The sequence below is a fragment of the Streptomyces sp. NPDC091271 genome (assembly GCF_044757505.1).
Taxonomy (GTDB): Bacteria; Actinomycetota; Actinomycetes; order Streptomycetales; family Streptomycetaceae; genus Streptomyces.
Map to the genome: position 1 here is coordinate 289,689 of NZ_JBIVVD010000007.1, position 21,124 is coordinate 310,812.

Here is a 21,124-nt window from a genome sequence, read left to right on the forward strand (position 1 = left end):
AAGGAAACGCGTTGACCACCCAGGCCCTGTTCGACCTCGGCGCCTTCGGCGAGGACTTCATCCGCGACCCGTATCCCGTCTACGCGCGCTTACGCGCCCTCGGGCCGGTGCACCGGGTCCGCATCCCGGAGGGCGCGGAGGCCTGGCTGGTCGTCGGGTACGAGGCGGGGAGAGCCCTCCTCGCCGACCAGCGGCTCTCCAAGGACTGGCGCGCCGCGTCGCCCTCGCTGGGCGTCGGAAAGGTGTCCGTGGGCACATCCATGCTGGGCAGTGACGCCCCGGTCCACACCCGGCTGCGCAGGCTCGTGGCCCGGGAGTTCACCCCGCGCCGAATGGAACGGCTCGTCCCGCGCGTCCAGGAGCTGACGGACGCGTTCCTCGACTCCATGACCGACGGCCCCGGCCGGTCCGCCGACCTGGTCGAAGCGTTGTCGGTCCCCCTGCCGATGGCCGTCATCTGCGAGCTGTTGGGTGTGCCGTCCCTGGACCGGCAGGCCTTCCGCGCATGGTCCGACACCGCTGTCTCGTCCCTCGACGCCGAGGCGCGCGGCCGGGCCAAAGCCGCCATGACCGCGTATCTCGCCGGGCTGGTCGAGGAGAAGCGCGCGGCCCCCGGGGACGACCTGATGAGCGCGCTGATCCACACGTCGGACGACGACGGCGACCAGCTCTCCACCGACGAACTCATGGGCATGGCCTGGCTGCTGCTCGTCGCCGGACACGAGACCACGGTCAACCTCATCTCCAACGGTGTCCTGAGCCTGCTGACGCATCCCGGGCAACTCGCGGCGCTGCGCGCGGATTTCGGACTGATCGACAACGCGGTCGAGGAGACGCTCCGCTACGAGGGGCCCGTCGAGACCCCCACCTACCGCTTCACCACCGAGCCGCTCGACGTCTCGGGCACGGTGATCCCCGGCGGTGGCGAGCTCGTCCTGGTCGCGATGGCCGACTGCGACCGCGATCCCGCCCGCTACCCCGACGCCGACCGCTTCGACATCACGCGGGACGCCCGCGGGCACGTTGCCTTCGGCCACGGCATCCACTACTGCCTGGGTGCGCCACTGGCCCGCATCGAGGCCCGCACCGCCATCCGGTCGCTCCTCGAACGTTGTCCGGAGCTGCGGCTCGACGCGGACCCGGCCGGCCTCTCCTGGCGTACGGGCATGCTGATCCGGGGCCCCCTGAGCCTGCCGGTGGCCTGGTAGCGGGCTCACGGCCCGGTCCACGGCAGGGGGAGCGGCGTCAGTCCTCGGCGATCTCCGCCATCCGTACGGGACGGCGCTCCCGGCGCGACAGCTCGCACGCCTCGGCGACGCGCAGCGCGTGCAGCGCCTCCCGGCCGTCGCACGGGTTCAGGAGCTCGCCGCGTACGACGGCGAGGAACGCGTCCAGCTCCGCCTCGTACGCCGGGGCGAACCGCTCCAGGAAGCCCGGCCACGGCTTGGCGGGCGCGGGCGGCCCCTGCGGCTCGGCGGACGTGAGCGGCGTACGGTCGTCGAGGCCGACCGCGATCTGGTCCCGCTCGCCCGCCAGTTCCATGCGTACGTCGTAACCGGCCCCGTTGCACCGGGTGGCCGTCGCCGTGGCGAGGGTGCCGTCGTCCAGGGTGAGCAGCGCCGCCGCCGTGGCCACGTCGCCCGCCTCCCGGAACATCGCAGGGCCCGCGTCGGACCCGGTGGCGTACACCTCGGTGACCTCACGGCCCGTCACCCAGCGCAGGATGTCGAAGTCGTGCACCAGGCAGTCCCTGAACAGCCCGCCGGAGAGCGGGAGATAGGCGGCGGGCGGGGGAGCGGGGTCGGAGGTCGCCGCCCGTACGGTGTGCAGCCGGCCCAGGGACCCGCCGCGCACGGCGGCGCGCGCCGCGGCGTAGCCCGCGTCGAACCGGCGCATGAAACCGAGCTGGAGCTCACTGCCCGCCCGCTCGACCTCGCGCAGCGCGCCCAGCGTGCCCGCCAGGTCCAGCGCGATGGGCTTCTCGCAGAAGGCGGGCACACCGGCCCGGGCCGCCCGGCCGATGAGATCCGCGTGCGCCGAGGTGGCCGAGGTGATCACGACGGCGTCCACTCCCGAACCGAGGACCTCCTCCGCGGACGCGAGGGCTGTGGCACCCGTCCGTGCCGCGACCACCGAGGCACGGGCGGTGTCGGGATCCGTCACCACCAGGGAGGCGACCGCGGGATGGTGTGCCAGGACGCCCGCGTGGAAGGAACCGATGCGGCCCGTGCCGATGAGTCCGATGCGCATGGACCCAACGTGCCGCCCCCCAGGCGCACTGTCAACTATATGTCCTGACAAATCGAAGGGTGTGGTGCGACCGTACGGGGTACGCTCCGTGCCGTGCCCAAACCCGCTGCCGACTCCGCCGCCCTCGGGCTGGGTGTGGACCGCACCAGCCCCGTCCCGCTCTACTACCAGCTGGCCCAGCAGCTGGAGGCGGCCATCGAGCAGGGGCGGCTCGCACCGGGCAGCCTTCTCGGCAACGAACTGGAGCTCGCCGCACGGCTCGGGCTCTCCCGGCCCACCGTCCGCCAGGCCATCCAGTCCCTCGTCGACAAGGGGCTCATGGTGCGACGGCGCGGTGTCGGCACCCAGGTCGTGCACAGCCGCATCAAGCGTCCGCTCGAACTGAGCAGCCTCTACGACGACCTGGACACGGCCGGCCGGAAACCGGCGACCCGCGTCCTGCGCAACACGGTCGAGGCGGCGGCACCCGAGGTCGCCGCCGCGCTCGGTGTCGAGGAGGGCAGTGACGTCCATCTCGTCGAGAGGGTGCGCTACGCGCACGACGAGCCCGTGGCGCTCCTGCGCAACCACCTGCCGCCGCAGCTGCTCGACCTCTCCACCGAGCGGCTGGAGGCGACCGGTCTGTACCGGATGATGCGTGCCACAGGAATCACCCTGCACAGCGCCCGGCAGACGGTGGGGGCCCGCGCCGCCACCGCCGAGGAGGGCGAGCTGCTCGCGGAGCCCGCGGGCGCGCCGCTGCTGACCATGGAACGCACCACTTTCGACGACGGCGGGCGGGCGGTCGAATTCGGCTCGCACGTCTACCGGGCCTCGCGGTACGCCTTCGAGTTCCAGCTGCTCGTCCGCCCCTGATTCCCCGGTCGGCGGCCTCCGGTAAGAATGTTCGGACAAAAACGTTGACGCGGTCATGCTAGGTCGCTAGAACGACGGGAGGGCGCGGCCCGCGCCCCTGCCGGTCCACACCGGTCCGGGCTCGGGGATACTTGGCCCGCCGGGCGGCGAGTCCGCCCTCCCCGGCTTCACCAGGCAGCACAGCGAGCAGCACAAGAAGGGCACGGCGTCGTGGCAAGGGTTCGGACAGGGGTACGCGCGATGGGCGCCGTGCTGGCAGCGGTACTGGCAGCCTCCCTCGCGGGATGCAGCAGCACCGGCGGCAAGCGGGCGGAGGAGCGCGCCGCTCAGGCCGCCGAAGGCCGGTCCGCGGTGAACACGCCCCGCTGGACGTTCGCCATGGTCACCCACTCGGGTGATGGCGACACCTTCTGGGACATCGTCCAGAAGGGCGCCAAGCAGGCGGCCGACAAGGACAACATCAACTTCCTCTACTCGCACAGCGACGAGGGCCAGCAGCAGGCGGAGCTCGTCCAGACCGCGATCGACAAGAAGGTCGACGGCCTGATCGTCTCGCTGGCCAAGCCCGACTCGATGAAGACCGTCGTGGCCAAGGCGGTCAAGGCGGGCATCCCCGTCATCACCGTGAACTCGGGATCCGCCGAGTCCAAGGCCTTCGGCGCCCTGACCCACATCGGCCAGGACGAGTCCATCGCGGGCGAAGCCGTCGGCGACGAGCTGAACACGCGGAAGCGCAAGAAGGTGCTCTGCGTCCTGCACGAGCAGGGCAACGTCGGCCACGAGCAGCGCTGCGCCGGGGCGAAGAAGACCTTCGGCGGAACGATGCAGAACCTCTACGTCGACGGCACCAACATGCCCGACGTCCAGGCGTCCATCGAGGCGAAGCTCGACTCCGACAAGAGCATCGACGCGGTCGTCACCCTCGGCGCCCCCTTCGCCGCCGCAGCCGTCAAGGCGAAGAAGACCGCGGGGAGCGAGGCCGAGATCGACACCTTCGACCTCAACGCGAGCGTCGCCACCGGGCTGAAGGACAAGAACCTCGGCTTCGCCGTCGACCAGCAGCCGTACCTCCAGGGGTACGAGGCCGTCGACCTGCTCTGGCTCTACCGCTACAACCAGAACGTCCTCGGCGGCGGTCTGCCCGTCCTGACCGGCCCCCAGGTCATCACCCGCGACGACGCCGACGCGCTGGCGGAGTACACGAACCGGGGGACCCGATGACCGCGACCGGGCAACCGGCGGCGCCCCACACCGACGAACGCCTGCTGCGCACCTCCCCGCTGCGCAAGCTCCTCGGCAGGCCCGAGCTCGGCTCGGTCGTCGGGGCCGTGGCCGTCTTCCTCTTCTTCGCGATCGTCGCCGACAGCTTCCTGCAGGCCTCCAGCCTCGGCACGGTGCTGTACGCGGCCTCCACCATCGGGATCATGGCGGCGCCCGTGGCGCTCCTGATGATCGGCGGAGAGTTCGACCTGTCCGCCGGTGTGATGGTGACCAGCTCCGCGCTGATCTCCTCGATGTTCAGCTACCAGATGACTGCCAACGTCTGGGTCGGCGTCTTCGTGTCCCTGCTGGTCACGCTGGGCTTCGGCGCGTTCAACGGCTTCATGCTGACCCGCACCAAGCTCCCGAGCTTCATCATCACGCTCGGCACGTTCCTCATGCTGACGGGCCTGAACCTGGGCTTCACCAAGCTGATCAGCGGCACCGTGTCGACCAAGGCCATCGGGAACATGGAGGGCTTCGACTCCGCCCGTAAGGTCTTCGCGTCCTATCTCACCATCGGCGACGTCGAGCTGAAGGTCACCATCCTGTGGTGGGCGGCGCTCGTCGCGATCGCCACCTGGATCCTGATCCGCACCCGCTTCGGCAACTGGATCTTCGCCGTCGGCGGCGAGTCCGACGCCGCACGCGCGGTCGGCGTCCCCGTGATCCGCACCAGGATCGGGCTCTACCTCGGGGTCGCCTTCGCCGCCTGGGTCTCCGGGCAGCACCTGCTGTTCTCCTACGACGTGGTGCAGTCCGGCGAGGGCGTCGGCAACGAGCTGATCTACATCATCGCGGCCGTCATCGGCGGCTGTCTGATCACCGGCGGCTACGGCTCCGCGATCGGGTCCGCCATCGGCGCGATCATCTTCGGCATGACCAGCAAGGGCATCGTCTACGCGGAGTGGAATCCCGACTGGTTCAAGTTCTTCCTGGGAGCGATGCTGCTCCTGGCCACCCTGCTCAACGCATGGGTACGCAAGCGTGCGGAGGCGACGAAATGACGGCCACCCAGGCTCCGGCCCCCCGGGACACGGCCGGCCCGGCGCTCGTCGAGCTCGACGGCGTCAGCAAGTACTACGGCAACATCAAGGCCCTGGAGAACGTCTCGCTGGAGGTGCGAGCGGGGGAGATCTCCTGCGTCCTCGGCGACAACGGCGCCGGCAAGTCCACCCTCATCAAGATCATCGCGGGGCTGCACCGGCACGACGCCGGGACGTTCCTGATCGAGGGCGAGGAGACCACGCTCGCCAACCCGCGCGACGCCCTGGACCGGGGCATCGCCACCGTCTACCAGGACCTGGCCGTCGTTCCGCTGATGCCGGTCTGGCGCAACTTCTTCCTCGGCTCCGAGCCGACGAAGGGCTCCGGCCCCTTCAAGCGCCTCGACGTACGGCGGATGCGCGAGACGACCCGCGCGGAACTGCTGCGCATGGGCATCGACCTGCGTGACGTCGATCAACCCATCGGCACCCTGTCAGGCGGTGAACGCCAGTGCGTGGCCATCGCCCGTGCCGTGTACTTCGGGGCCAAGGTCCTCGTCCTCGACGAGCCGACCGCGGCGCTGGGCGTCAAGCAGTCGGGGGTCGTGCTCAAGTACGTCGCGGCCGCCAGGGACGCCGGGCTCGGCGTGGTCCTCATCACGCACAACCCTCACCACGCGTACCTCGTGGGCGACCGTTTCGTGCTGCTCAAGCGTGGCGCGATGTCCGGGAGCCACACGAAGGACGACGTCACACTCGACGAACTGACCCGTCAGATGGCCGGTGGGAGCGAGCTCGACGAGCTCAGCCACGAGCTCGAACGAGCCCCCTCGCCGGACCACCTCGGCGGCCGGCCCGTCGGTGACGACACCCCGTAAACCGCGTTCCGCACCCCCCGCCCCGGGGCCGAGGACCGGTTCCGGGGGTGGGGGAATGGCAGAATCGTGTGCGGCGGGCGCCGTCCGCCGCCGGACGGATCACCGACCGGCCCCCCGACCTGCGCAGGGACGATGAGCACGTACCGCGACTTCACACACCGCGGCTCCGCCCGCGCCACCGTCCTGCGGACCGTAGGCACCAAGGAGCGGCGCTCGCACCTCACGGCACCCAGGGTTCCCACAGTCGGCATCGACATCGGCGGCACGAAGGTGATGGCCGGAGTCGTCGACGCCGACGGCAACATCCTGGAGACCCTGCGCACCGAGACGCCGGACAAGTCCAAGAGCCCCAAGGTCGTCGAGGACACCATCGTCGAGCTGGTCCTGGACCTCTCCGACCGGCACGATGTGCACGCCGTCGGGATCGGTGCGGCCGGCTGGGTCGACGCGGACCGCTCCAAGGTGCTGTTCGCCCCGCACCTGGCGTGGCGCGACGAACCCCTCCGCGACGCCATCGCCTCCCGGCTGGTGGTCCCCGTGATGGTCGACAACGACGCCAACACGGCGGCCTGGGCGGAGTGGCGCTTCGGCGCCGGCCGCGGCGAGGACCACCTGGTCATGATCACGCTGGGCACCGGCATCGGCGGGGCGATCCTCGAGGACGGGCACGTCAAGCGCGGCAAGTACGGCGTGGCGGGTGAGTTCGGCCATATGCAGGTGGTGCCCGGCGGGCACCGCTGCCCGTGCGGCAACCGCGGCTGCTGGGAGCAGTACAGCTCGGGCAACGCCCTCGTGCGCGAGGCCAGGGAGCTGGCCGCGGCGGACTCCCCGGTGGCGCACGGCATCATCGAGCGGGTCAAGGGCAACATCCCGGACATCACCGGGCCGCTCATCACCGAACTGGCCCGCGAGGGCGACGCCATGTGCGTCGAGCTCCTCCAGGACATCGGCCAGTGGCTCGGCGTGGGCATCGCCAATCTCGCTGCCGCCCTCGACCCGTCCTGCTTCGTCATCGGCGGGGGCGTCAGCGCCGCCGACGACCTGCTGATCGGCCCGGCCAGGGACGCCTTCAAACGCCACCTCACCGGCCGCGGCTACCGCCCGGAGGCCCGCATCGCGAAGGCCCAGCTCGGCCCCGAGGCGGGTATGGTCGGCGCCGCGGACCTCGCCCGTCTGGTCGCCCGCAGGTTCCGGCGGACCAACCGCCGCCGGGTCGAGCGCTACGAGCGGTACGCGCAGTTCTACGACCAGGCCGCGAGCACCATCCGGAACACGCGCAGCACCCGCCCTGTCGAGTGACCGGGGGCCGCGCGCCGCGGCTCCCGGCCATCCGCACCCCGCTCCGTACCGCAGCTTCGAGGGATCACCGATCATGACCGCAGCCGAGCACCACATCGTGCCGCGCCAGCCTCCTACGTCCGGCTCTTCGGGGTCGTCCGGGTCGTCCGGGGCGTCCGGTTCCTCGGGCTCCGCCGGCGCCTCGGGTTCTTCGGAATCCTCCGGGGACGGCGGCGGCACGCCCCCGGAGGACCGGCGCAGGGTGGTCAGACGGCGCCTGATCACGCTGACCATCATCGTGCTGCTCATCGGCATCCCGGCCGGCTATCTGGTGATCTCCGCGGGCCAGAGCCGCCGTTCCGGCAAGGACAAGGAAGCCGAGGCCGCAGCCCAGGGGCTGCGCGAGGACTGGCCGTCCGGCATGCAGCGCCGGATCTTCGAGCTGCCCGTTCCGGGCAATGCGCAGGGAGTCCAGTACTACGAGACGAACAACTGGAAAGCCAGCCGGATGTACGTGAAGTTCCGTACGACCTCCGCCGGGCTCGACCGCTTCCTGAGCGGTGTCGGCACCGGCCGTGCCGCGCTGGAGACCGGCAAGGTCACCATCGGCGAACGGGACATCAAGATCACCGGGTGGTATTTCGGACCGGGCGTCGACTGGGCCGGCACGGTCCACAAGAACAAGGACCCGCGCCCCACCCAGAACATCACCGTCAACATGACCGATCCGGCGGCCCCGGTCGTCTACGTGGTCTCCGCGTCGACCCCCTGACGGGAAGCGGACGGGCCGCTCATTACCCTGGAGCGAGTGAGTGAAGTGAGCGAGACGACCCCGCAGCCCGCCCGGCCCCCGCGGACGGCCAACCCCGAGCCCCTGCAGGGCGAAGTGATCCGGCAGCTGCCCCAGGCTCCCCAGCCCGTGCCCGGCCAGGCGTACGCGCAGGCCGCCGGCCCGACGGCTGCCCAGCCGCCGCAGGCGGCCGCCCCGCCTCCGCAGCAGGTGCCCGCCCCGGCCCCGCAGCCGGCTTCCGGGCCGCAGTACGCCCAGCCGTACGCGGGTCGGTCCGCCGCGGCACAGCCGTACGACCAGCCGCAGGCCCCGCAGCCCGCGCCGGCCCAGCCGTACTCGCATCAGCCCACCGGCCCGCAGCATGCTCAACCACAGGCCCCGCAGCCCGCCCCCGGGCCGCACACCCAGTCCCAGCCGCAGGCCCCGCAGCCGCCCCAGGGCGGCCCCGGCGGTGCGCAGCCGGTCGGTCCTGCGGCGCAGGGGCCGGGGGCCGGTCCCGGACCGCAGACGGCGCAGGGGCCCGGGCGGCTGCTCCAGTACCGCTTCGACGGTCCGGAGGACGCCCCCGTCCTGGTCATCGGGCCCTCGCTCGGCACCACCTGGCACATGTGGGACCGCCAGATACCGGAGCTCTCCCAGCACTGGAGGATCTTCCGCTACGACCTCCCCGGGCACGGCGGAGCGCCCGCGTACCCCGCCGCGGCGGTCACCGACCTCGCCGACCGTCTCCTGGCCACACTGGACAGCGTCGGCGTCCAGCGCTTCGGATACGCCGGCTGTTCCATCGGCGGCGCAGTCGGCGCCGACCTCGCGCTGCGCCACCCGCACCGGGTCGCCGCCCTCGCGCTCGTCGCCGCGTCGCCCCGCTTCGGCACCGCCGACGAATTCCGGCAGCGCGGAGTGATCGTCCGCAGCAACGGCCTGGAGCCGATCGCCCGGACCTCCCCGGAGCGCTGGTTCACCCCTGGCTTCGCCGCCGCCCAGCCGGCCATCGTCGAGTGGGCCGTCCAGATGGTCCGCACCACCGATCCCGGCTGCTACATCGCCTCCTGCGAGGCCCTGGCCGCCTTCGACATCCGTACGGAACTGCCCCGTATCGGAGTGCCGACCCTCGTCCTGGTCGGGGCGGAGGACAAGGTCACCGGTCCCGCCGAGGCCCGGACCCTGGTCGCGGGCATCCCGGACGCCCGGCTCGCCCTCGTCCCCGGCGCCTCCCACCTGGCCCCGGTCGAGCAGCCCGCCGCCGTCACCGACCTGCTGCTGATGCACTTCTCGACCGCCTGGCAGGACACGCTGGCATCGATCCCCGTGCCGCCGTCCCCGGGCTTCTCCGCCCCGTTCGCCCCCGTCGTCCCCGTCGCGGAGATCGCGGCCGCGGCCGACCTGCCCGACGCCTCCCCCGCGGGACGCAGCGACCGGTACGACCGGGGGATGAAGGTCCGGCGTGAGGTGCTGGGCGACGCGCACGTGGACGCCGAGACTGCCGCGTCCGACACCTTCACCGACGACTTCCAGGACCTCCTCACCCGCTACGCCTGGGGCGAGATCTGGAGCAGGGAGGGACTCGACCGCAGGGCCCGCAGCTGTGTCTCCCTCACCGCCGTCGTCGCGTCCGGGCATCTGGGCGGGCTCGCGCAGCACGTCAGGGCGGCCCTGCGCAACGGGCTCACACCGGTCGAGATCAAGGAGGTGCTGCTCCAGACCGCCGTCTACTGCGGCATCCCGGCGGCAGGCGCGGCGTTCGAGATCGCGCAGTCCGTGATCCAGGAGGAAACCACCCCGCCCGCGTAGCAGGATGGGTGCATGAACGCTTCGTCTCTCACCCTCACCAAGAAGATCCACTCCTGCGTCCGCCTGGAGCGGGACGGGCAGACGCTCGTCATCGATCCGGGTGGGTTCGCCGAGGACGACGCCGCGGTCGGTGCCGACGCGATCCTGGTGACGCACGAACACCCGGATCACTTCAACGAGGCGCGGCTGCGCGCGGCGTTGGAGGCCAACCCCGCCGCGCGCGTGTGGACCCTGCGCAGCGTGGCCGAGCAGGTGTCCGCGGCGTTCCCGGGGCGCGTGCACACGGTCGGCCACGGCGACACGTTCACCGCGGCGGGACTCGACGTACAGGTGCACGGAGAACTGCACGCGGTGATCCACCCGGACATCCCGAGGATCACCAACATCGGCTTCCTCGTGGACGGTTCGGTCTTCCACCCCGGCGACGCCTTCACGGTGCCCGACCACCCGGTGGACACGCTGATGCTGCCGGTCATGGCCCCCTGGAGCAAGATCTCGGAGGTCATCGACTACGTGCGCGAGGTGAAGCCGCGCCGTGCGATCGACATCCACGACGCCCTGCTCACCGACCTCGCCCGACCGATCTACGACACGCAGATCGGCGCGCTGGGCGGCGCGGACCACGGCCGGCTGGCACCGGGCGACGCGACCCGTCTCTGACCCGGCTGTCAGTGGGAGCGGTTAGGTTTACTGCATGCGCATCGCCACGTGGAACGTCAATTCGATCACCGCCCGGCTCCCCAGGCTGCTGGCCTGGCTGGAGAGCAGCGGCACGGACGTGCTCTGCCTCCAGGAGACCAAATGCACGCTGGAGCAGTTCCCCGCCGAAGCGCTGCGCGAGGCGGGTTACGAGTCCGCGGTCAACGCCACGGGCCGGTGGAACGGCGTGGCGCTGCTCTCCCGCGTCGGCCTCGCGGACGTCGTGACGGGCCTGCCCGACGGCCCGGACTACGAGGGAGTGCAGGAGCCGAGGGCGGTCTCGGCGACGTGCGGCCCCGCCCGCGTCTGGTCGGTCTACGTCCCCAACGGCCGTGAGGTCGCCCACGACCACTACGCCTACAAGCTGCGCTGGCTGGAGGCCCTGCAGAAGGCCGTCGCCGCGGACGCGGCGAAGGCGCTGCCGTTCGCGGTCCTCGGCGACTTCAACATCGCGCCTACGGACGAGGACGTCTGGGACCCGGCGCTCTTCGTCGGCGCCACACACGTCACCCCCGCCGAGCGGGCGGCGCTCGCGGCGCTGCGCGAGGAAGGGCTCTCAGACGTGGTGCCGCGCCCCCTCAAGTACGACCACCCGTACACCTACTGGGACTACCGCCAGCTCAGCTTCCCGAAGAACAAGGGCATGCGCATCGACCTGGTCTACGGCAACGCCCCCTTCGCGGCGGCGGTCAAGGACAGCTACGTCGACCGTGAGGAGCGCAAGGGCAAGGGAGCCTCCGACCACGCCCCGGTGGTCGTGGACCTCGACGTCTGACGGCCGGCCCCAAGTGTCAACTTCGGGTTGACGCACCATGGGTGTCAACCTAGGGTTGCCCCATGACGAAGCCTCTGCGTCCCAATCCGCCCATCCGCCTGGACGACCTGATCGACGCGATCAAGGAGACCCACAGCGACACCCTGGAGCAGCTCTCCGGGGCGGTGGTCGCCGCGGATCACCTGGGTGAGATCGCCGACCACCTCATCGGCCACTTCGTGGACCAGGCGCGCCGCTCCGGCGCGTCATGGACGGACATCGGCCGGAGCATGGGCGTCACCCGGCAGGCCGCCCAGAAGAGGTTCGTGCCCAAGAAGCCCGGCGAGGCCTCGGACCTGGATCCCAGCCAGGGCTTCGGCCAGTTCGACCAACAGGCCAAGAACGTCGTCGTGGGCGCCAGCAACGAAGCCCACGCCGCCCGCAACGACGAGGTGGGGGTGGCGCACTTGATCCTGGGCCTCCTGGCCGAGCCGGACTCCCTCGGTGCCCAGGTGATCGTCGGGCAGGGGGTCGCACTGGAAGCGGTCCGGGAGGCGGCGGCACTCGCCCTGCCGGCCGCGGCCGGCGAGGTCCCCGAGCTGATCCCGTACGACGCCGGGGCCCGCAAGGTCCTCGAACTCACCTTCCGGGAGGCCCTGCGCCTCGGTCACAACTTCATCGGGACCGGGCACATCGTGCTGGCCGTGCTGGAGTTCGAGGCAGGCGCGGGCGTGCTCACGGGACTCGGCGTCGACAAGGACGTGGCGTCGTCCGACGTCGCCGCGGCGGTCGCCGCCGAAACCGGGGAGCCGGCCCCCGACGCCCGGAGCTGAGAAACGCGAACGCGCTGCGGATGCCGCCCTTCGCCGGGGCGGCATCCCGCGTCTGCGGATCGCCTCAGTGCACGGAGAACCCGCCGTCGACGAAGAGCGACTGCCCCGTGACGTAGGAGGAGGCGGCACTCGCGAGGAACACCGCGGCGCCCTCGAAGTCCTGGGCCAGCCCGTTGCGTCCCACCATCGTGCGGGCGGCCAGCGCCGCCACCCGCTCCGGGTCGGACGACAGCCGCTTGTTGAGCGGCGTCATCACGAATCCGGGCACCAGCGTGTTGCAGGTGACCCCGTACGGCGACCATGCCTCGGCCTGCGAGCGGGCCAGCGACTCCAGCGCACCCTTGGAGACCCCGTACGCCCCGCTCTGCACGAACGCGCGGTGTGCCTGCTGGGAGGTGATGTGGATGATCCGGCCGAAGCCACGCTCCGCCATACCCGGACCGAAACGGCGGCCCAGCAGATAGGGGGCCTTGAGGTTCACCGTCATCGTGGTGTCCCAGACGTCCTCGTCGAGCTCGCTCATCGGCGGCCGCAGGTTGATGCCCGCGCAGTTGACGAGGATGTCGGGCTCGCCGAACGCGGCAGCCGCCCCCTCGCCGGCCGTACGCACGCCTTCGGTGGTCCCGAGGTCGGCGCTCACCCATGCCGCCCGGCAGCCGTCGGCGTCGAGTTCGGAGACGGTCCGCACCAGTTCCGCCTCCCCGCGTGCCACGACCACGACGCTCGCGCCGGCGTGCGCGAGGGCCCCCGTGATGGCCCGGCCGATGCCGGAACTGCCGCCGGTCACCACGGCGACCCGGCCGTCCAGTGAGAAGAGTTCGGAAAGATAGTTCTGCGACGTCATCCTCGTACATTAAAGAGGTGGCCGGCGGGTGTACGGGGCGGGTCCCGGAACCGGAACGATCGCGCGCCCTGCGGTGCCGAAGCCGTCCGGGGTGGGATCCTGGTGCTATGAACATTCCCTTCCTGGACAACTGGCGGAAGCGCCAAGGCGGTACACGGGCGATGGCTCTCGCGGCCGCCGTCGAGACCGATCCCGACGGCGTGGCCGAGCTGTTCGCGGAATGCGAGTTGCTGCGCGCCCGGGCAGGGCAGTGCGGCCTCGAACTCGATGACAGCCCCGCCTCGTTGTCCGCGCTCGACCAGCTGACGCCGATCTGGCGGGACGACCCGGAGGAGCTGCCCTGGGTGGGTAACGACGCGGGACTCTACCTCGGCACCGTACTGGTGCGTACCGTTCCCGGGGCCGCCTGGGACATCCTGGCCGGCGGCAAGCCCGTGGTGCGCCTGGGTTCCGGGCGGGAGATCGATGTGGTCGCCGCCGGTCTGGACTGGGCGATGTCGGGAAGCCCCGAGCTCTCCGAGATGTACGCGGAGTCGGCGGAGAGCGGCCCGGAGGCCAAAACGCGATAAACAGCCTTATGCGCCGCCGGTGCGTGTCGGCCCCGAAGCGCGTGTTCACCCCGGATAGTTTGCGCTGACCTCGACACAAGCGATAAGTGGGTAGGGCAGCGTATGGCCGTCGATCCGTTGATCGAGCTGCGGGACGTCAACAAGTACTTCGGGAAGTTGCACGTACTGCAGGACATCAATCTCACCGTCGGCCGCGGGGAGGTGGTGGTGGTCATCGGCCCCTCCGGATCGGGTAAATCAACGCTCTGCCGGACGATCAACCGGCTTGAGACGATCGAGTCCGGTCACATCGCCATCGACGGCAAGCCGCTCCCCGAGGAGGGGAAGGGCCTCGCGGAGCTCCGGGCCGAAGTGGGCATGGTCTTCCAGTCGTTCAACCTGTTCGCCCACAAGACCGTGCTGGCGAACGTCTCGCTGGCGCAGCTCAAGGTCCGCAAGCGCAAGAAGGACGAGGCCGACCAGCGCTCCCGGGAACTTCTGGAGCGGGTCGGGCTGGCCTCGCAGGCGGACAAGTTCCCCGCTCAGCTCTCCGGCGGCCAGCAGCAGCGCGTCGCCATCGCCCGCGCCCTCGCCATGGACCCCAAGGCGCTCCTCTTCGACGAGCCCACCTCCGCGCTGGACCCCGAGATGATCAACGAGGTCCTCGAGGTCATGCAGCAGCTCGCCCGGGAGGGCATGACCATGGTGGTCGTCACGCACGAGATGGGCTTCGCCCGGTCCGCCGCCAACCGCGTGGTCTTCATGTCCGACGGATGCATCATCGAGGACCGCACGCCGGAGGACTTCTTCACCTCCCCGGAGAGCGACCGCGCCAAGGACTTCCTGTCCAAGATCCTCAAGCACTGACAGGGGGCACCGTGTTGCGTACGAGGAACATCGCGGCCGTGCTGGTCTGCCTCCTGATCGCCGCGCTCGCCGCCGGCTGCGGCAGGGAGGGCAGCCCGCCGGTCAAGGGGCCGAAGGCGGAGGCCTTGCCCCGGTACAAGGTCGACACCACCTTCCGGCTGCCGGAATCCAAGACCTGGAAGAAGGCGAAGAGGCGTGGCCATCTCGTCGTCGGCGCCAAGGAGGACCAGCCCTATCTCGGCGAGAAGGACCCGGCCACCGGGATCTACTCCGGCTTCGACATCGAGATCGCCCGCATGATGGCGGCCTCCCTCGGCTTCGATCCGGACACGATCCGCTTCCGGACCATCGCCTCCGCCAACCGGGAGACGGCACTCCAGAACGGGCAGATCGACTACTACGTCGGCACCTACACGATCAACGACATGCGCAAGAAGATCGTCGGCTTCGCCGGGCCCTACTACATGGCCGGCCAGGGGCTGCTGGTGCGCACCGACGAGAACGACATCCACGGCCCGCAGGACCTGGCGGGCAAGACCGTCTGCTCGGCAGCCGGGTCCACGCCGTACCAGCGCATCGCCGCGGACTTCCCCGAGGCGGATCTCGTCGCGTACGACACCTACTCGATCTGCGTCGACAACCTGCTGACCTTCCAGGTCGACGCCGTCACCACGGACGACGCCATCCTGCTGGGCTTCGCCGCCAAGGCACCGGACGAGATGAAGGTGGTCGGCAAGCCCTTCTCCGAGGAGCCGTACGGCATCGGCGTCCCGCGTGGTGACAACGCGCTGCGCGCCGCTCTCAACGACGCCCTGGAGGCCAACGAGAAGAACGGCAACTGGAAGAAGGCGTTCGAGGCGACTCTGGGCCTGTCCGGGGTACCCGCCCCGAAACCGCCGCCCATCGACCGCTACCCGTCGAACTGAGGGGCCGGCCACCACCATGGATGTACTGACAGAGAACTGGTCGCTCTACGGCAAGGGCTTCCTCGGCACCGTCGAACTCACCGTCTACGCCTCGATCCTGGCGCTGGTGCTCGGCTTCGTCATGGCCTCGTTCCGGGTCGCGCCGGTCGGCTCGCTCCGGGTGATCGGCACCGTCTGGGTCGCGGTGCTCCGCAACACCCCGCTGACACTGCTGTTCTTCGCCGTGCTGCTCGGTCTGCCGCGCTTCGGCCTGGTGCTGCCCTTCCAGGTCTTCGCGGTCCTCGCCCTCGGCTGCTACACCTCGGCCTTCATCTGCGAAGCCCTGCGCTCCGGCATCAACACCGTGCCCACGGGACAGGGCGAGGCGGCCCGGAGCCTGGGCATGTCCTTCAGCCAGACACTGGGCAACGTGGTGCTGCCCCAGGCCTTCCGCTCCGTGATCCCGCCGGTGGGCTCGACGCTCATCGCCCTGGCCAAGAACTCCGCGATCGCCGGGGCCTTCAGCGTCACCGAGCTGCTGGGCACCTACAAGACCCTCAACGAACTCGGCTACAGCATCATCTGGTCCTTCATCTGGATCGCCGTCGGATATCTGATCATCACCCTCGCCATCAGTGCGATCTTCAACGTGTTGGAGAAGCGCTGGGGAGTCGCCCGATGACCCACTCCACCGCCTCCGCCTCCGCGCTCTACGACATCCCCGGGCCCGCCACCCGCAAGCGGCACTTCCTCTACGGGATCATCTCGACGGCCGTGATCCTCGCGCTGTTCGGCTGGGTCCTCTATCTCCTCTTCGACACCGACCAGTTCACCAGCGAGAAATGGACGCCCTTCACCTACAAGGGCATCCAGGAGCTGCTGCTGCGCGGACTCGGCAACACCCTGAAGGCTTTCGCGTACGCGGCGGTCCTCTCCCTCGCACTCGGGGCTGTACTCGCCGTCGGGCGGCTCTCCGACCACAGACCGGTGCGCTGGATCTCGACGCTGCTGGTCGAGTTCTTCCGGGCCATGCCCGTACTGGTGATGATCTTCTTCATCTTCGTCGCCCTCAAGGTCCAGCCGCTGCCGGCGCTGGTGGCCGGACTGACCCTCTACAACGGGTCCGTGCTCGCCGAGGTCTTCCGGACCGGGATCAACTCCGTGGAGCGGGGACAGCGGGAGGCTGCGTACGCGCTGGGCATGCGCAAGACACAGGTCACCACCCACGTCCTCTCCCCGCAGGCCGTCCGCGCGATGCTGCCCACCATCATCAGCCAGCTGGTGGTGGCGCTCAAGGACACCTCGCTGGGCTATCTGATCACCTACGAGGAGTTCCTCCACGCCGGCAAACTGATCGCGTCGAACCTCGACTACGATCTGCCGTTCATCCCCGTGGTCATGGTGATCTCGCCCATCTACATCGGTATGTGCATGCTGCTCTCCTGGTTCGCCACCTGGGTGGCCAGACGGCAGCGGCGCAACCCGAAGACGGAGGGGACGGGCGTCGCCGCCGCCGAACCCGGAACGGTGCTGCCGGGCCGTCTGCAGTAGCCCTCGATCCGCCCGGCAGCAGCCGGTGATCACTCCTCGTACCCGGAACCGTTACGCCGTTCGTAGCGGTGCCCGGTGGGGGAGAAGGTCAGCTGCGCGCCGGCCGGGTCGCGGCCGCTGCGGCGAGGACCGGCGAAGGTCACGAGGCGACGTGTGACCGGCCTGGAGCCGTGGGCGTGGAGCGCGGCTCCACGCCCACGGGAAACGGCCGTCCCGATGCCGGATCGTTCCGCGGAGAGACGGGCTGTCATACCCCCCGGCCGCACCCGGTCGCCCCCCGAAGGGAGATCGTAGAATCCTCCTCGCGGGCACGGCGAACGACCGTTCCCGCAGGGGATTTGTCATGCGTTACGCCGATGGGCCCAGCACGCACCGGGAGATCCGGATCTCCGCCGGCCCCGCGCGCGTCTGGGAGATCGTGGCCGATGTCGAGGCCATGGCCGGATGGAGTCCCGAGCTGCTGGAGGTGGAGTGGCAGGACGGCGCCACCTCCCCCGCGGCGGGCGCGCGCTACATCGGGCACAACGAGCACCCCGTGAACGGCCGTTGGCGCACCATCGCCCACTTCACCGAGTTCGAGCCCGGCCGGAACCTCACCTGGTGCGTCCTGGACGTCGACGGCCGGTACGGCGAGACAGCCGAGGACCCGGAACACCGGATGGCGACCTGGTCCTTCACACTCGCCCCGGACGGCGACGACACCGTGCTGCGTCAGTCGGTCACGATCGGGCCCGGCCGCAGCGGACTCAACGCCTACATCGAGCGCACGCCCGAGCACGAGGAGGCGATCATCGCCTACCGCTTCGACGAACTGGGCAAGGGCATGGACGCCACCCTCGAGGGCATCAGGGCCGCGGCGGAGCACCGGCAGGGGTGAGGGCGGGCCAGGTCCGGCAGTGCGGGCGCCGGACTGCCACGGAATCCTTCGACGTCAGGGAGTTCGGACATGGAGCCCCGGCCGATCCGGTGTCCATCGTCAGGCACGCCGTGTCGTCCATGACCCCTCCTTCGCCGCATCGAGCAGGACCTGGCAGGTGTAGCGGAACTCCTCCGTGAGCCGGGTCGCCTCGGTGACGAGGACGCCGTACGGGACAGTGGGGTCGGAGAGGGACAAGGACAGGCGGTCGGTCACCTCGATCACCTCGTCGCGGCGCGCCTGGGCCTCGTCGGTGAGGCGGTCCAGCCGTTTCGCCTGCTGCAGCAGGGTCGTCTCGTCCAGCGTGGTCAGCACCTCGGTGACCGCGCCGCCCGCCTCCAGGAACGCCCCGTACCGCTGCAGGAAGGGCTGGAGGGCCTCGCCCCCCTCGCGGGACCGGTCGAGGCCGCGGGTGAGGGCGGCGACCTGGTAGAGCATGCGCTCCAGGGCGCCGAGCACGGCCTCGTACCCCTGGAAGCCCGGGTGGCCCCGGTAGCGGCGCCACAGGCGCCGGGGATTGAGCAAGGTGCTCTCCTTGGCCGTCCGGAGTCCGGACTGGGCCTGCTTGATCATCTCGCCGGTACGCGCCGCGCGGTCCCGCCAATCCGCGGCGGTGTCCTGGTCGGGCACCCGATCGGCGAGCACCGGATAGATGTCGGTGAGGAGGTCGTGGAGGGTCCGAGCGAGGTTGCGGATGCTGTACTCGGCACTCCGGTAGCGCAGGGGAGGGGCGACGAGGATGTTGACGGCAGTGCCGATCGCACAGCCGATGAGTACGAGCACCACGATCTCCCCCAGCCGGAAGAACCGTTGCGAGTCCCCTGACGACGAGGTGTAGGTCGAGAAGGCGAAGAAGGCGGCGGTGGCCACCTGCGGCCCCTGGACACCCAGAACGGGCCAGCGGCCGATCGCGAGGGCGATGAGGGCCACCAGCACGAAGGTCAGCAGATCCGGGCCCGCCAGGTAGCCGAGTGCGGCTTGGACCAGTACTCCCGCGACGACCGCACCGACGTACCGGAGCGACTGTACGACCGAGCGGTAGACCGTCACCTGCATGATCAGTACGGCGGAGAACGGTGCGAACGCCGGCGAGGCGGCGTCGAGGACGTCGTACGCGATCACCCAGGCGAGGGTGGCGGCGAGGGTGCTCTTCCCGACGACCAGCAGGGTCGCGCGCTCGTCGCCCGCGTACGAGAAGGCGCGCTGCCACCACCCGGCCGCGGCGGTGAGCCGCCCTGCTCCCGTGTGCTCGCTTGCAGAGCCGTCAGCCATGAACGTCCACGTCCTCCTTCGATCAGAACCCGCTGGGGCGGCCGGGTCCCCCGGGGCGGATGGGGCCAGGGGAGGACATATCTGTTCCCCGAACGGAGCGGCCAAATCCACTTCGGCCCGTCAGTCGTCGGGAGTCCCGAGGAGGAGTGCCCCGACTGCGTCGACTACGCGTCGAAGCGCCGCCGAGCCGCTTCGATCTCGTTCAGGTACCGGCGGGTCCACGCGCACATGCCGTTGACCGTGTCGCGCAGCGCGGCGCCCGCCTCGGTGAGGCGGTAGTCGACGCGTGGCGGCACCTCTGCGTAGACGGTCCTGCGGACCAGCCCGTCACGTTCGAGCCCTCGCAGCGTCCGGGCGAGCATCTTGTGGCTGATGCCTTCCACCACGTTCCGCAGTTCGGTGAACCGGAGGGTCCGCTCTCCCAGCACGTTGATGATCAGCAGGGCCCACTTGTTGGCCACACCGGCGAAGATCTCGCGGGCCAGGGAGTCGGCTCGCGTGACGTCCCCCTCATCGGATCCGCGACCGACCTGCTCGGTAACCACGAGGTTCCCTTCTCACTGCAAAGTGCGTTCTTCCATGTCAGAGCCTACTCACCTACGGTTTCTGAGTAACCGAAAGTAACCGCCGCCCGTATACGGGCCGCGGCTGACACGAGGTGGAACCGCTCATGAGCATCCTGAGGACGTACGCCCGCCTGTGGACCGACGACCTCGACCGAGCGCTGCCGCTCCTCGCGGAACTCACCGGCGCGCAGCCGGATCTGCGGCTGGCGTTCCACTCCGTGGAGCTGGCCGCCATCGGCGACTTTCTCGTCATCGCGGGCCCGGCCGAGGAGCGCGCGAAGTACGCGCATGCCTCCGCCACCGTGGTGGTCGAGGACCTCGACGCCCTCGCCACGACCCTGAGGGCCGCCGATGCCACCGTCACCACTCCCACGACGAGTGGCCCGACGGGGCGGTTCCTCTACGCCCGCCACGCCGACGGGGCGGAGGTCGAGTACGTCGAGTGGACCCCGGAGCTGGTGCGGCGGCTCATCCCCCGGTGACGGCGCCGGGTGGAGGCCGTCAGGCCGCGCCGGTCTCAGCCGGAGGCGCGGTGGGAGGTGCGGGGCGCGGCGGGCAGTGGGGCCTGTGCCGCGCGTGTCACGTCGCCGACCAGTTCGACGACATCGGGGCCGTACGCCTGGGAGTTGACCACTTTCAGGAGCAGCACGAAGGATCCGCCGCGGTGCTTGCGCTGGAGCTTCTCGTAGTTGCGCATCAGATACCGGGAGGCGGCCTGATTGGTGATGGCGCGCTGGCCGCAGAGGAGGAAGACGGGCCGGGCGTCCGGGCCGCCGGTGAGGCGGGCGAGCAGGACGTGTTCGGAGGTTCCGGGCTCCAGCCGGTAGCGTTCCGAGCCCACCTGGAAGGCGGCGCGGTCGGGGCCGGGTTCCGGCCCGGTGTTGATCTTCACGCCCGGCAGCAGGGACTGAAGGTGCGCGGCCATCCGCCGGTTCGACCCCGGGCCGCCGACGCAGAACTCCGTACGTTCGCCGAAGCCCTGCTGGGCGGTGTCGTGGGACACGATCTGGGCGTGTGCGGCGCAGTCCTTGATGAGAGCGGAGAGTTCGAGCAGCGCGAAGACGTCGTGGCGGTGGACCGCGCCGTCGCCGCCTGCGTCGCGGTTGACGACGAGCAGGCACTCGGAGTTCCCCGGCAGCCCGAAGAAGGCCTGCTTGCGGCGGAGTCTGCGCCGCCACAGGTACGTCCGGGCGAGCCAGCCGACGGCGGCGCTGATTCCGGCGGCTATGAGACCGAGCACGATGTTGCGCACGTCGTCATTCATGAGCGGGCATAGTAGCG

At 70.4% G+C, this 21,124-nt stretch carries 23 protein-coding genes; 18 read left to right on the top strand and 5 right to left on the bottom strand.

Annotation, left to right across the window (positions count from 1 at the left end; all coding sequences use genetic code 11):
- Window positions 1-11 precede the first annotated feature (11 nt).
- Window positions 12-1,208 (top strand): cytochrome P450, encoded by a 1,197-nt coding sequence (locus ACIQM3_RS28415; protein ID WP_401629068.1) that lies wholly within the window; start codon window positions 12-14, stop codon window positions 1,206-1,208.
- A gap of 37 nt (window positions 1,209-1,245) precedes the next feature.
- On the opposite strand, the gene ACIQM3_RS28420 is transcribed toward ACIQM3_RS28415, so the two are convergent.
- Entirely contained in the window at window positions 1,246-2,250 is a 1,005-nt protein-coding gene (locus tag ACIQM3_RS28420; protein WP_401629071.1) for a Gfo/Idh/MocA family oxidoreductase, read from the bottom strand.
- A 93-nt stretch (window positions 2,251-2,343) separates the two neighbouring features.
- On the opposite strand from ACIQM3_RS28420, the gene ACIQM3_RS28425 reads away from it, so the two are divergent.
- From ACIQM3_RS28425 to ACIQM3_RS28470, 10 genes are all read left to right on the top strand, one after another.
- Entirely contained in the window at window positions 2,344-3,105 is a 762-nt protein-coding gene (locus ACIQM3_RS28425) for a GntR family transcriptional regulator (protein ID WP_393762919.1), read from the top strand.
- 240 nt (window positions 3,106-3,345) lie between these two features.
- On the top strand, window positions 3,346-4,326 hold the full coding sequence (locus ACIQM3_RS28430; protein WP_401629788.1) for a sugar ABC transporter substrate-binding protein: 981 nt from the start codon (window positions 3,346-3,348) through the stop codon (window positions 4,324-4,326).
- Complete coding sequence (locus ACIQM3_RS28435) at window positions 4,323-5,372, top strand: ABC transporter permease (protein ID WP_401629074.1); 1,050 nt, start codon at window positions 4,323-4,325, stop codon at window positions 5,370-5,372. The genes ACIQM3_RS28430 and ACIQM3_RS28435 overlap by 4 nt, the downstream gene beginning before the upstream one ends.
- Entirely contained in the window at window positions 5,369-6,229 is an 861-nt protein-coding gene (locus ACIQM3_RS28440; protein ID WP_401629077.1) for an ATP-binding cassette domain-containing protein, read from the top strand. The genes ACIQM3_RS28435 and ACIQM3_RS28440 overlap by 4 nt, the downstream gene beginning before the upstream one ends.
- A 132-nt stretch (window positions 6,230-6,361) precedes the next feature.
- Window positions 6,362-7,528 (top strand): ROK family glucokinase, encoded by a 1,167-nt coding sequence (locus tag ACIQM3_RS28445; RefSeq protein WP_356714477.1) that lies wholly within the window; start codon window positions 6,362-6,364, stop codon window positions 7,526-7,528.
- 73 nt (window positions 7,529-7,601) lie between these two features.
- Complete coding sequence (locus ACIQM3_RS28450) at window positions 7,602-8,279, top strand: hypothetical protein (protein WP_401629081.1); 678 nt, start codon at window positions 7,602-7,604, stop codon at window positions 8,277-8,279.
- 546 nt (window positions 8,280-8,825) lie between these two features.
- Complete coding sequence (locus tag ACIQM3_RS28455; RefSeq protein ID WP_401629790.1) at window positions 8,826-10,088, top strand: alpha/beta fold hydrolase; 1,263 nt, start codon at window positions 8,826-8,828, stop codon at window positions 10,086-10,088.
- A 12-nt stretch (window positions 10,089-10,100) separates the two neighbouring features.
- Entirely contained in the window at window positions 10,101-10,748 is a 648-nt protein-coding gene (locus ACIQM3_RS28460) for an MBL fold metallo-hydrolase (RefSeq protein WP_401629083.1), read from the top strand.
- A gap of 34 nt (window positions 10,749-10,782) precedes the next feature.
- Window positions 10,783-11,562, top strand: a complete 780-nt coding sequence (locus tag ACIQM3_RS28465; RefSeq protein ID WP_401629086.1) for an exodeoxyribonuclease III — start codon at window positions 10,783-10,785, stop codon at window positions 11,560-11,562.
- A gap of 62 nt (window positions 11,563-11,624) precedes the next feature.
- Entirely contained in the window at window positions 11,625-12,374 is a 750-nt protein-coding gene (locus ACIQM3_RS28470; protein ID WP_401629088.1) for a Clp protease N-terminal domain-containing protein, read from the top strand.
- Window positions 12,375-12,438: 64 nt separating this feature from the next.
- Here the strand turns inward: ACIQM3_RS28470 and ACIQM3_RS28475 are convergent, their stop codons facing one another.
- A complete protein-coding gene (locus tag ACIQM3_RS28475; protein ID WP_401629091.1) occupies window positions 12,439-13,218 on the bottom strand; it encodes an SDR family NAD(P)-dependent oxidoreductase in 780 nt (259 codons plus the stop codon).
- A 107-nt stretch (window positions 13,219-13,325) separates the two neighbouring features.
- Here ACIQM3_RS28475 and ACIQM3_RS28480 point away from each other — a divergent pair, with 107 nt between their 5' ends.
- From ACIQM3_RS28480 to ACIQM3_RS28505, 6 genes are all read left to right on the top strand, one after another.
- The gene (locus ACIQM3_RS28480) at window positions 13,326-13,787 is read left to right on the top strand and encodes a DUF6278 family protein (RefSeq protein WP_393762939.1); all 462 of its coding nucleotides are present in this window, start codon (window positions 13,326-13,328) and stop codon (window positions 13,785-13,787) included.
- A gap of 102 nt (window positions 13,788-13,889) precedes the next feature.
- Complete coding sequence (locus ACIQM3_RS28485; RefSeq protein WP_401629094.1) at window positions 13,890-14,633, top strand: amino acid ABC transporter ATP-binding protein; 744 nt, start codon at window positions 13,890-13,892, stop codon at window positions 14,631-14,633.
- Between the two features lie 11 nt (window positions 14,634-14,644).
- Window positions 14,645-15,559 carry a glutamate ABC transporter substrate-binding protein gene (locus tag ACIQM3_RS28490; RefSeq protein ID WP_401629097.1) on the top strand — a complete coding sequence of 305 codons (915 nt, stop codon included), beginning with the start codon at window positions 14,645-14,647 and terminating at the stop codon, window positions 15,557-15,559.
- Between the two features lie 16 nt (window positions 15,560-15,575).
- Window positions 15,576-16,220: an amino acid ABC transporter permease gene (locus tag ACIQM3_RS28495; protein WP_401629098.1), complete on the top strand. Its 645-nt coding sequence runs from the start codon at window positions 15,576-15,578 to the stop codon at window positions 16,218-16,220.
- Window positions 16,217-17,089 (top strand): amino acid ABC transporter permease, encoded by an 873-nt coding sequence (locus ACIQM3_RS28500; protein ID WP_401629101.1) that lies wholly within the window; start codon window positions 16,217-16,219, stop codon window positions 17,087-17,089. Before ACIQM3_RS28495 ends, ACIQM3_RS28500 begins: the two co-directional genes overlap by 4 nt.
- 343 nt (window positions 17,090-17,432) lie before the next feature.
- The gene (locus ACIQM3_RS28505) at window positions 17,433-17,966 is read left to right on the top strand and encodes an SRPBCC family protein (RefSeq protein WP_401629104.1); all 534 of its coding nucleotides are present in this window, start codon (window positions 17,433-17,435) and stop codon (window positions 17,964-17,966) included.
- Window positions 17,967-18,065: 99 nt separating this feature from the next.
- On the opposite strand, the gene ACIQM3_RS28510 is transcribed toward ACIQM3_RS28505, so the two are convergent.
- Window positions 18,066-19,277: an aromatic acid exporter family protein gene (locus ACIQM3_RS28510; protein WP_401629106.1), complete on the bottom strand. Its 1,212-nt coding sequence runs from the start codon at window positions 19,275-19,277 to the stop codon at window positions 18,066-18,068.
- A gap of 164 nt (window positions 19,278-19,441) precedes the next feature.
- Window positions 19,442-19,822 (bottom strand): winged helix-turn-helix transcriptional regulator, encoded by a 381-nt coding sequence (locus ACIQM3_RS28515; RefSeq protein ID WP_401629109.1) that lies wholly within the window; start codon window positions 19,820-19,822, stop codon window positions 19,442-19,444.
- Between the two features lie 125 nt (window positions 19,823-19,947).
- Here ACIQM3_RS28515 and ACIQM3_RS28520 point away from each other — a divergent pair, with 125 nt between their 5' ends.
- A complete protein-coding gene (locus ACIQM3_RS28520) occupies window positions 19,948-20,325 on the top strand; it encodes a VOC family protein (RefSeq protein WP_401629113.1) in 378 nt (125 codons plus the stop codon).
- 35 nt (window positions 20,326-20,360) lie between these two features.
- Here ACIQM3_RS28520 and ACIQM3_RS28525 read toward each other — a convergent pair whose 3' ends face one another.
- Window positions 20,361-21,107: a hypothetical protein gene (locus ACIQM3_RS28525; protein WP_401629116.1), complete on the bottom strand. Its 747-nt coding sequence runs from the start codon at window positions 21,105-21,107 to the stop codon at window positions 20,361-20,363.
- Window positions 21,108-21,124: the final 17 nt, after the last annotated feature.

Coding starts and splice junctions, on each gene's coding strand:
- ACIQM3_RS28485 (WP_401629094.1), top strand. CDS start 13,890: ATGGCCGTCGATCCGTTGATCGAGCTGCGGGACGTCAACAAGTACTTC.
- ACIQM3_RS28435 (WP_401629074.1), top strand. CDS start 4,323: ATGACCGCGACCGGGCAACCGGCGGCGCCCCACACCGACGAACGCCTG.
- ACIQM3_RS28475 (WP_401629091.1), bottom strand. CDS start 13,218: ATGACGTCGCAGAACTATCTTTCCGAACTCTTCTCACTGGACGGCCGG.
- ACIQM3_RS28465 (WP_401629086.1), top strand. CDS start 10,783: ATGCGCATCGCCACGTGGAACGTCAATTCGATCACCGCCCGGCTCCCC.
- ACIQM3_RS28450 (WP_401629081.1), top strand. CDS start 7,602: ATGACCGCAGCCGAGCACCACATCGTGCCGCGCCAGCCTCCTACGTCC.
- ACIQM3_RS28510 (WP_401629106.1), bottom strand. CDS start 19,277: ATGGCTGACGGCTCTGCAAGCGAGCACACGGGAGCAGGGCGGCTCACC.
- ACIQM3_RS28500 (WP_401629101.1), top strand. CDS start 16,217: ATGACCCACTCCACCGCCTCCGCCTCCGCGCTCTACGACATCCCCGGG.
- ACIQM3_RS28495 (WP_401629098.1), top strand. CDS start 15,576: ATGGATGTACTGACAGAGAACTGGTCGCTCTACGGCAAGGGCTTCCTC.
- ACIQM3_RS28460 (WP_401629083.1), top strand. CDS start 10,101: ATGAACGCTTCGTCTCTCACCCTCACCAAGAAGATCCACTCCTGCGTC.
- ACIQM3_RS28445 (WP_356714477.1), top strand. CDS start 6,362: ATGAGCACGTACCGCGACTTCACACACCGCGGCTCCGCCCGCGCCACC.
- ACIQM3_RS28440 (WP_401629077.1), top strand. CDS start 5,369: ATGACGGCCACCCAGGCTCCGGCCCCCCGGGACACGGCCGGCCCGGCG.
- ACIQM3_RS28430 (WP_401629788.1), top strand. CDS start 3,346: ATGGGCGCCGTGCTGGCAGCGGTACTGGCAGCCTCCCTCGCGGGATGC.
- ACIQM3_RS28520 (WP_401629113.1), top strand. CDS start 19,948: ATGAGCATCCTGAGGACGTACGCCCGCCTGTGGACCGACGACCTCGAC.
- ACIQM3_RS28480 (WP_393762939.1), top strand. CDS start 13,326: ATGAACATTCCCTTCCTGGACAACTGGCGGAAGCGCCAAGGCGGTACA.
- ACIQM3_RS28525 (WP_401629116.1), bottom strand. CDS start 21,107: ATGAATGACGACGTGCGCAACATCGTGCTCGGTCTCATAGCCGCCGGA.
- ACIQM3_RS28420 (WP_401629071.1), bottom strand. CDS start 2,250: ATGCGCATCGGACTCATCGGCACGGGCCGCATCGGTTCCTTCCACGCG.
- ACIQM3_RS28470 (WP_401629088.1), top strand. CDS start 11,625: ATGACGAAGCCTCTGCGTCCCAATCCGCCCATCCGCCTGGACGACCTG.
- ACIQM3_RS28505 (WP_401629104.1), top strand. CDS start 17,433: ATGCGTTACGCCGATGGGCCCAGCACGCACCGGGAGATCCGGATCTCC.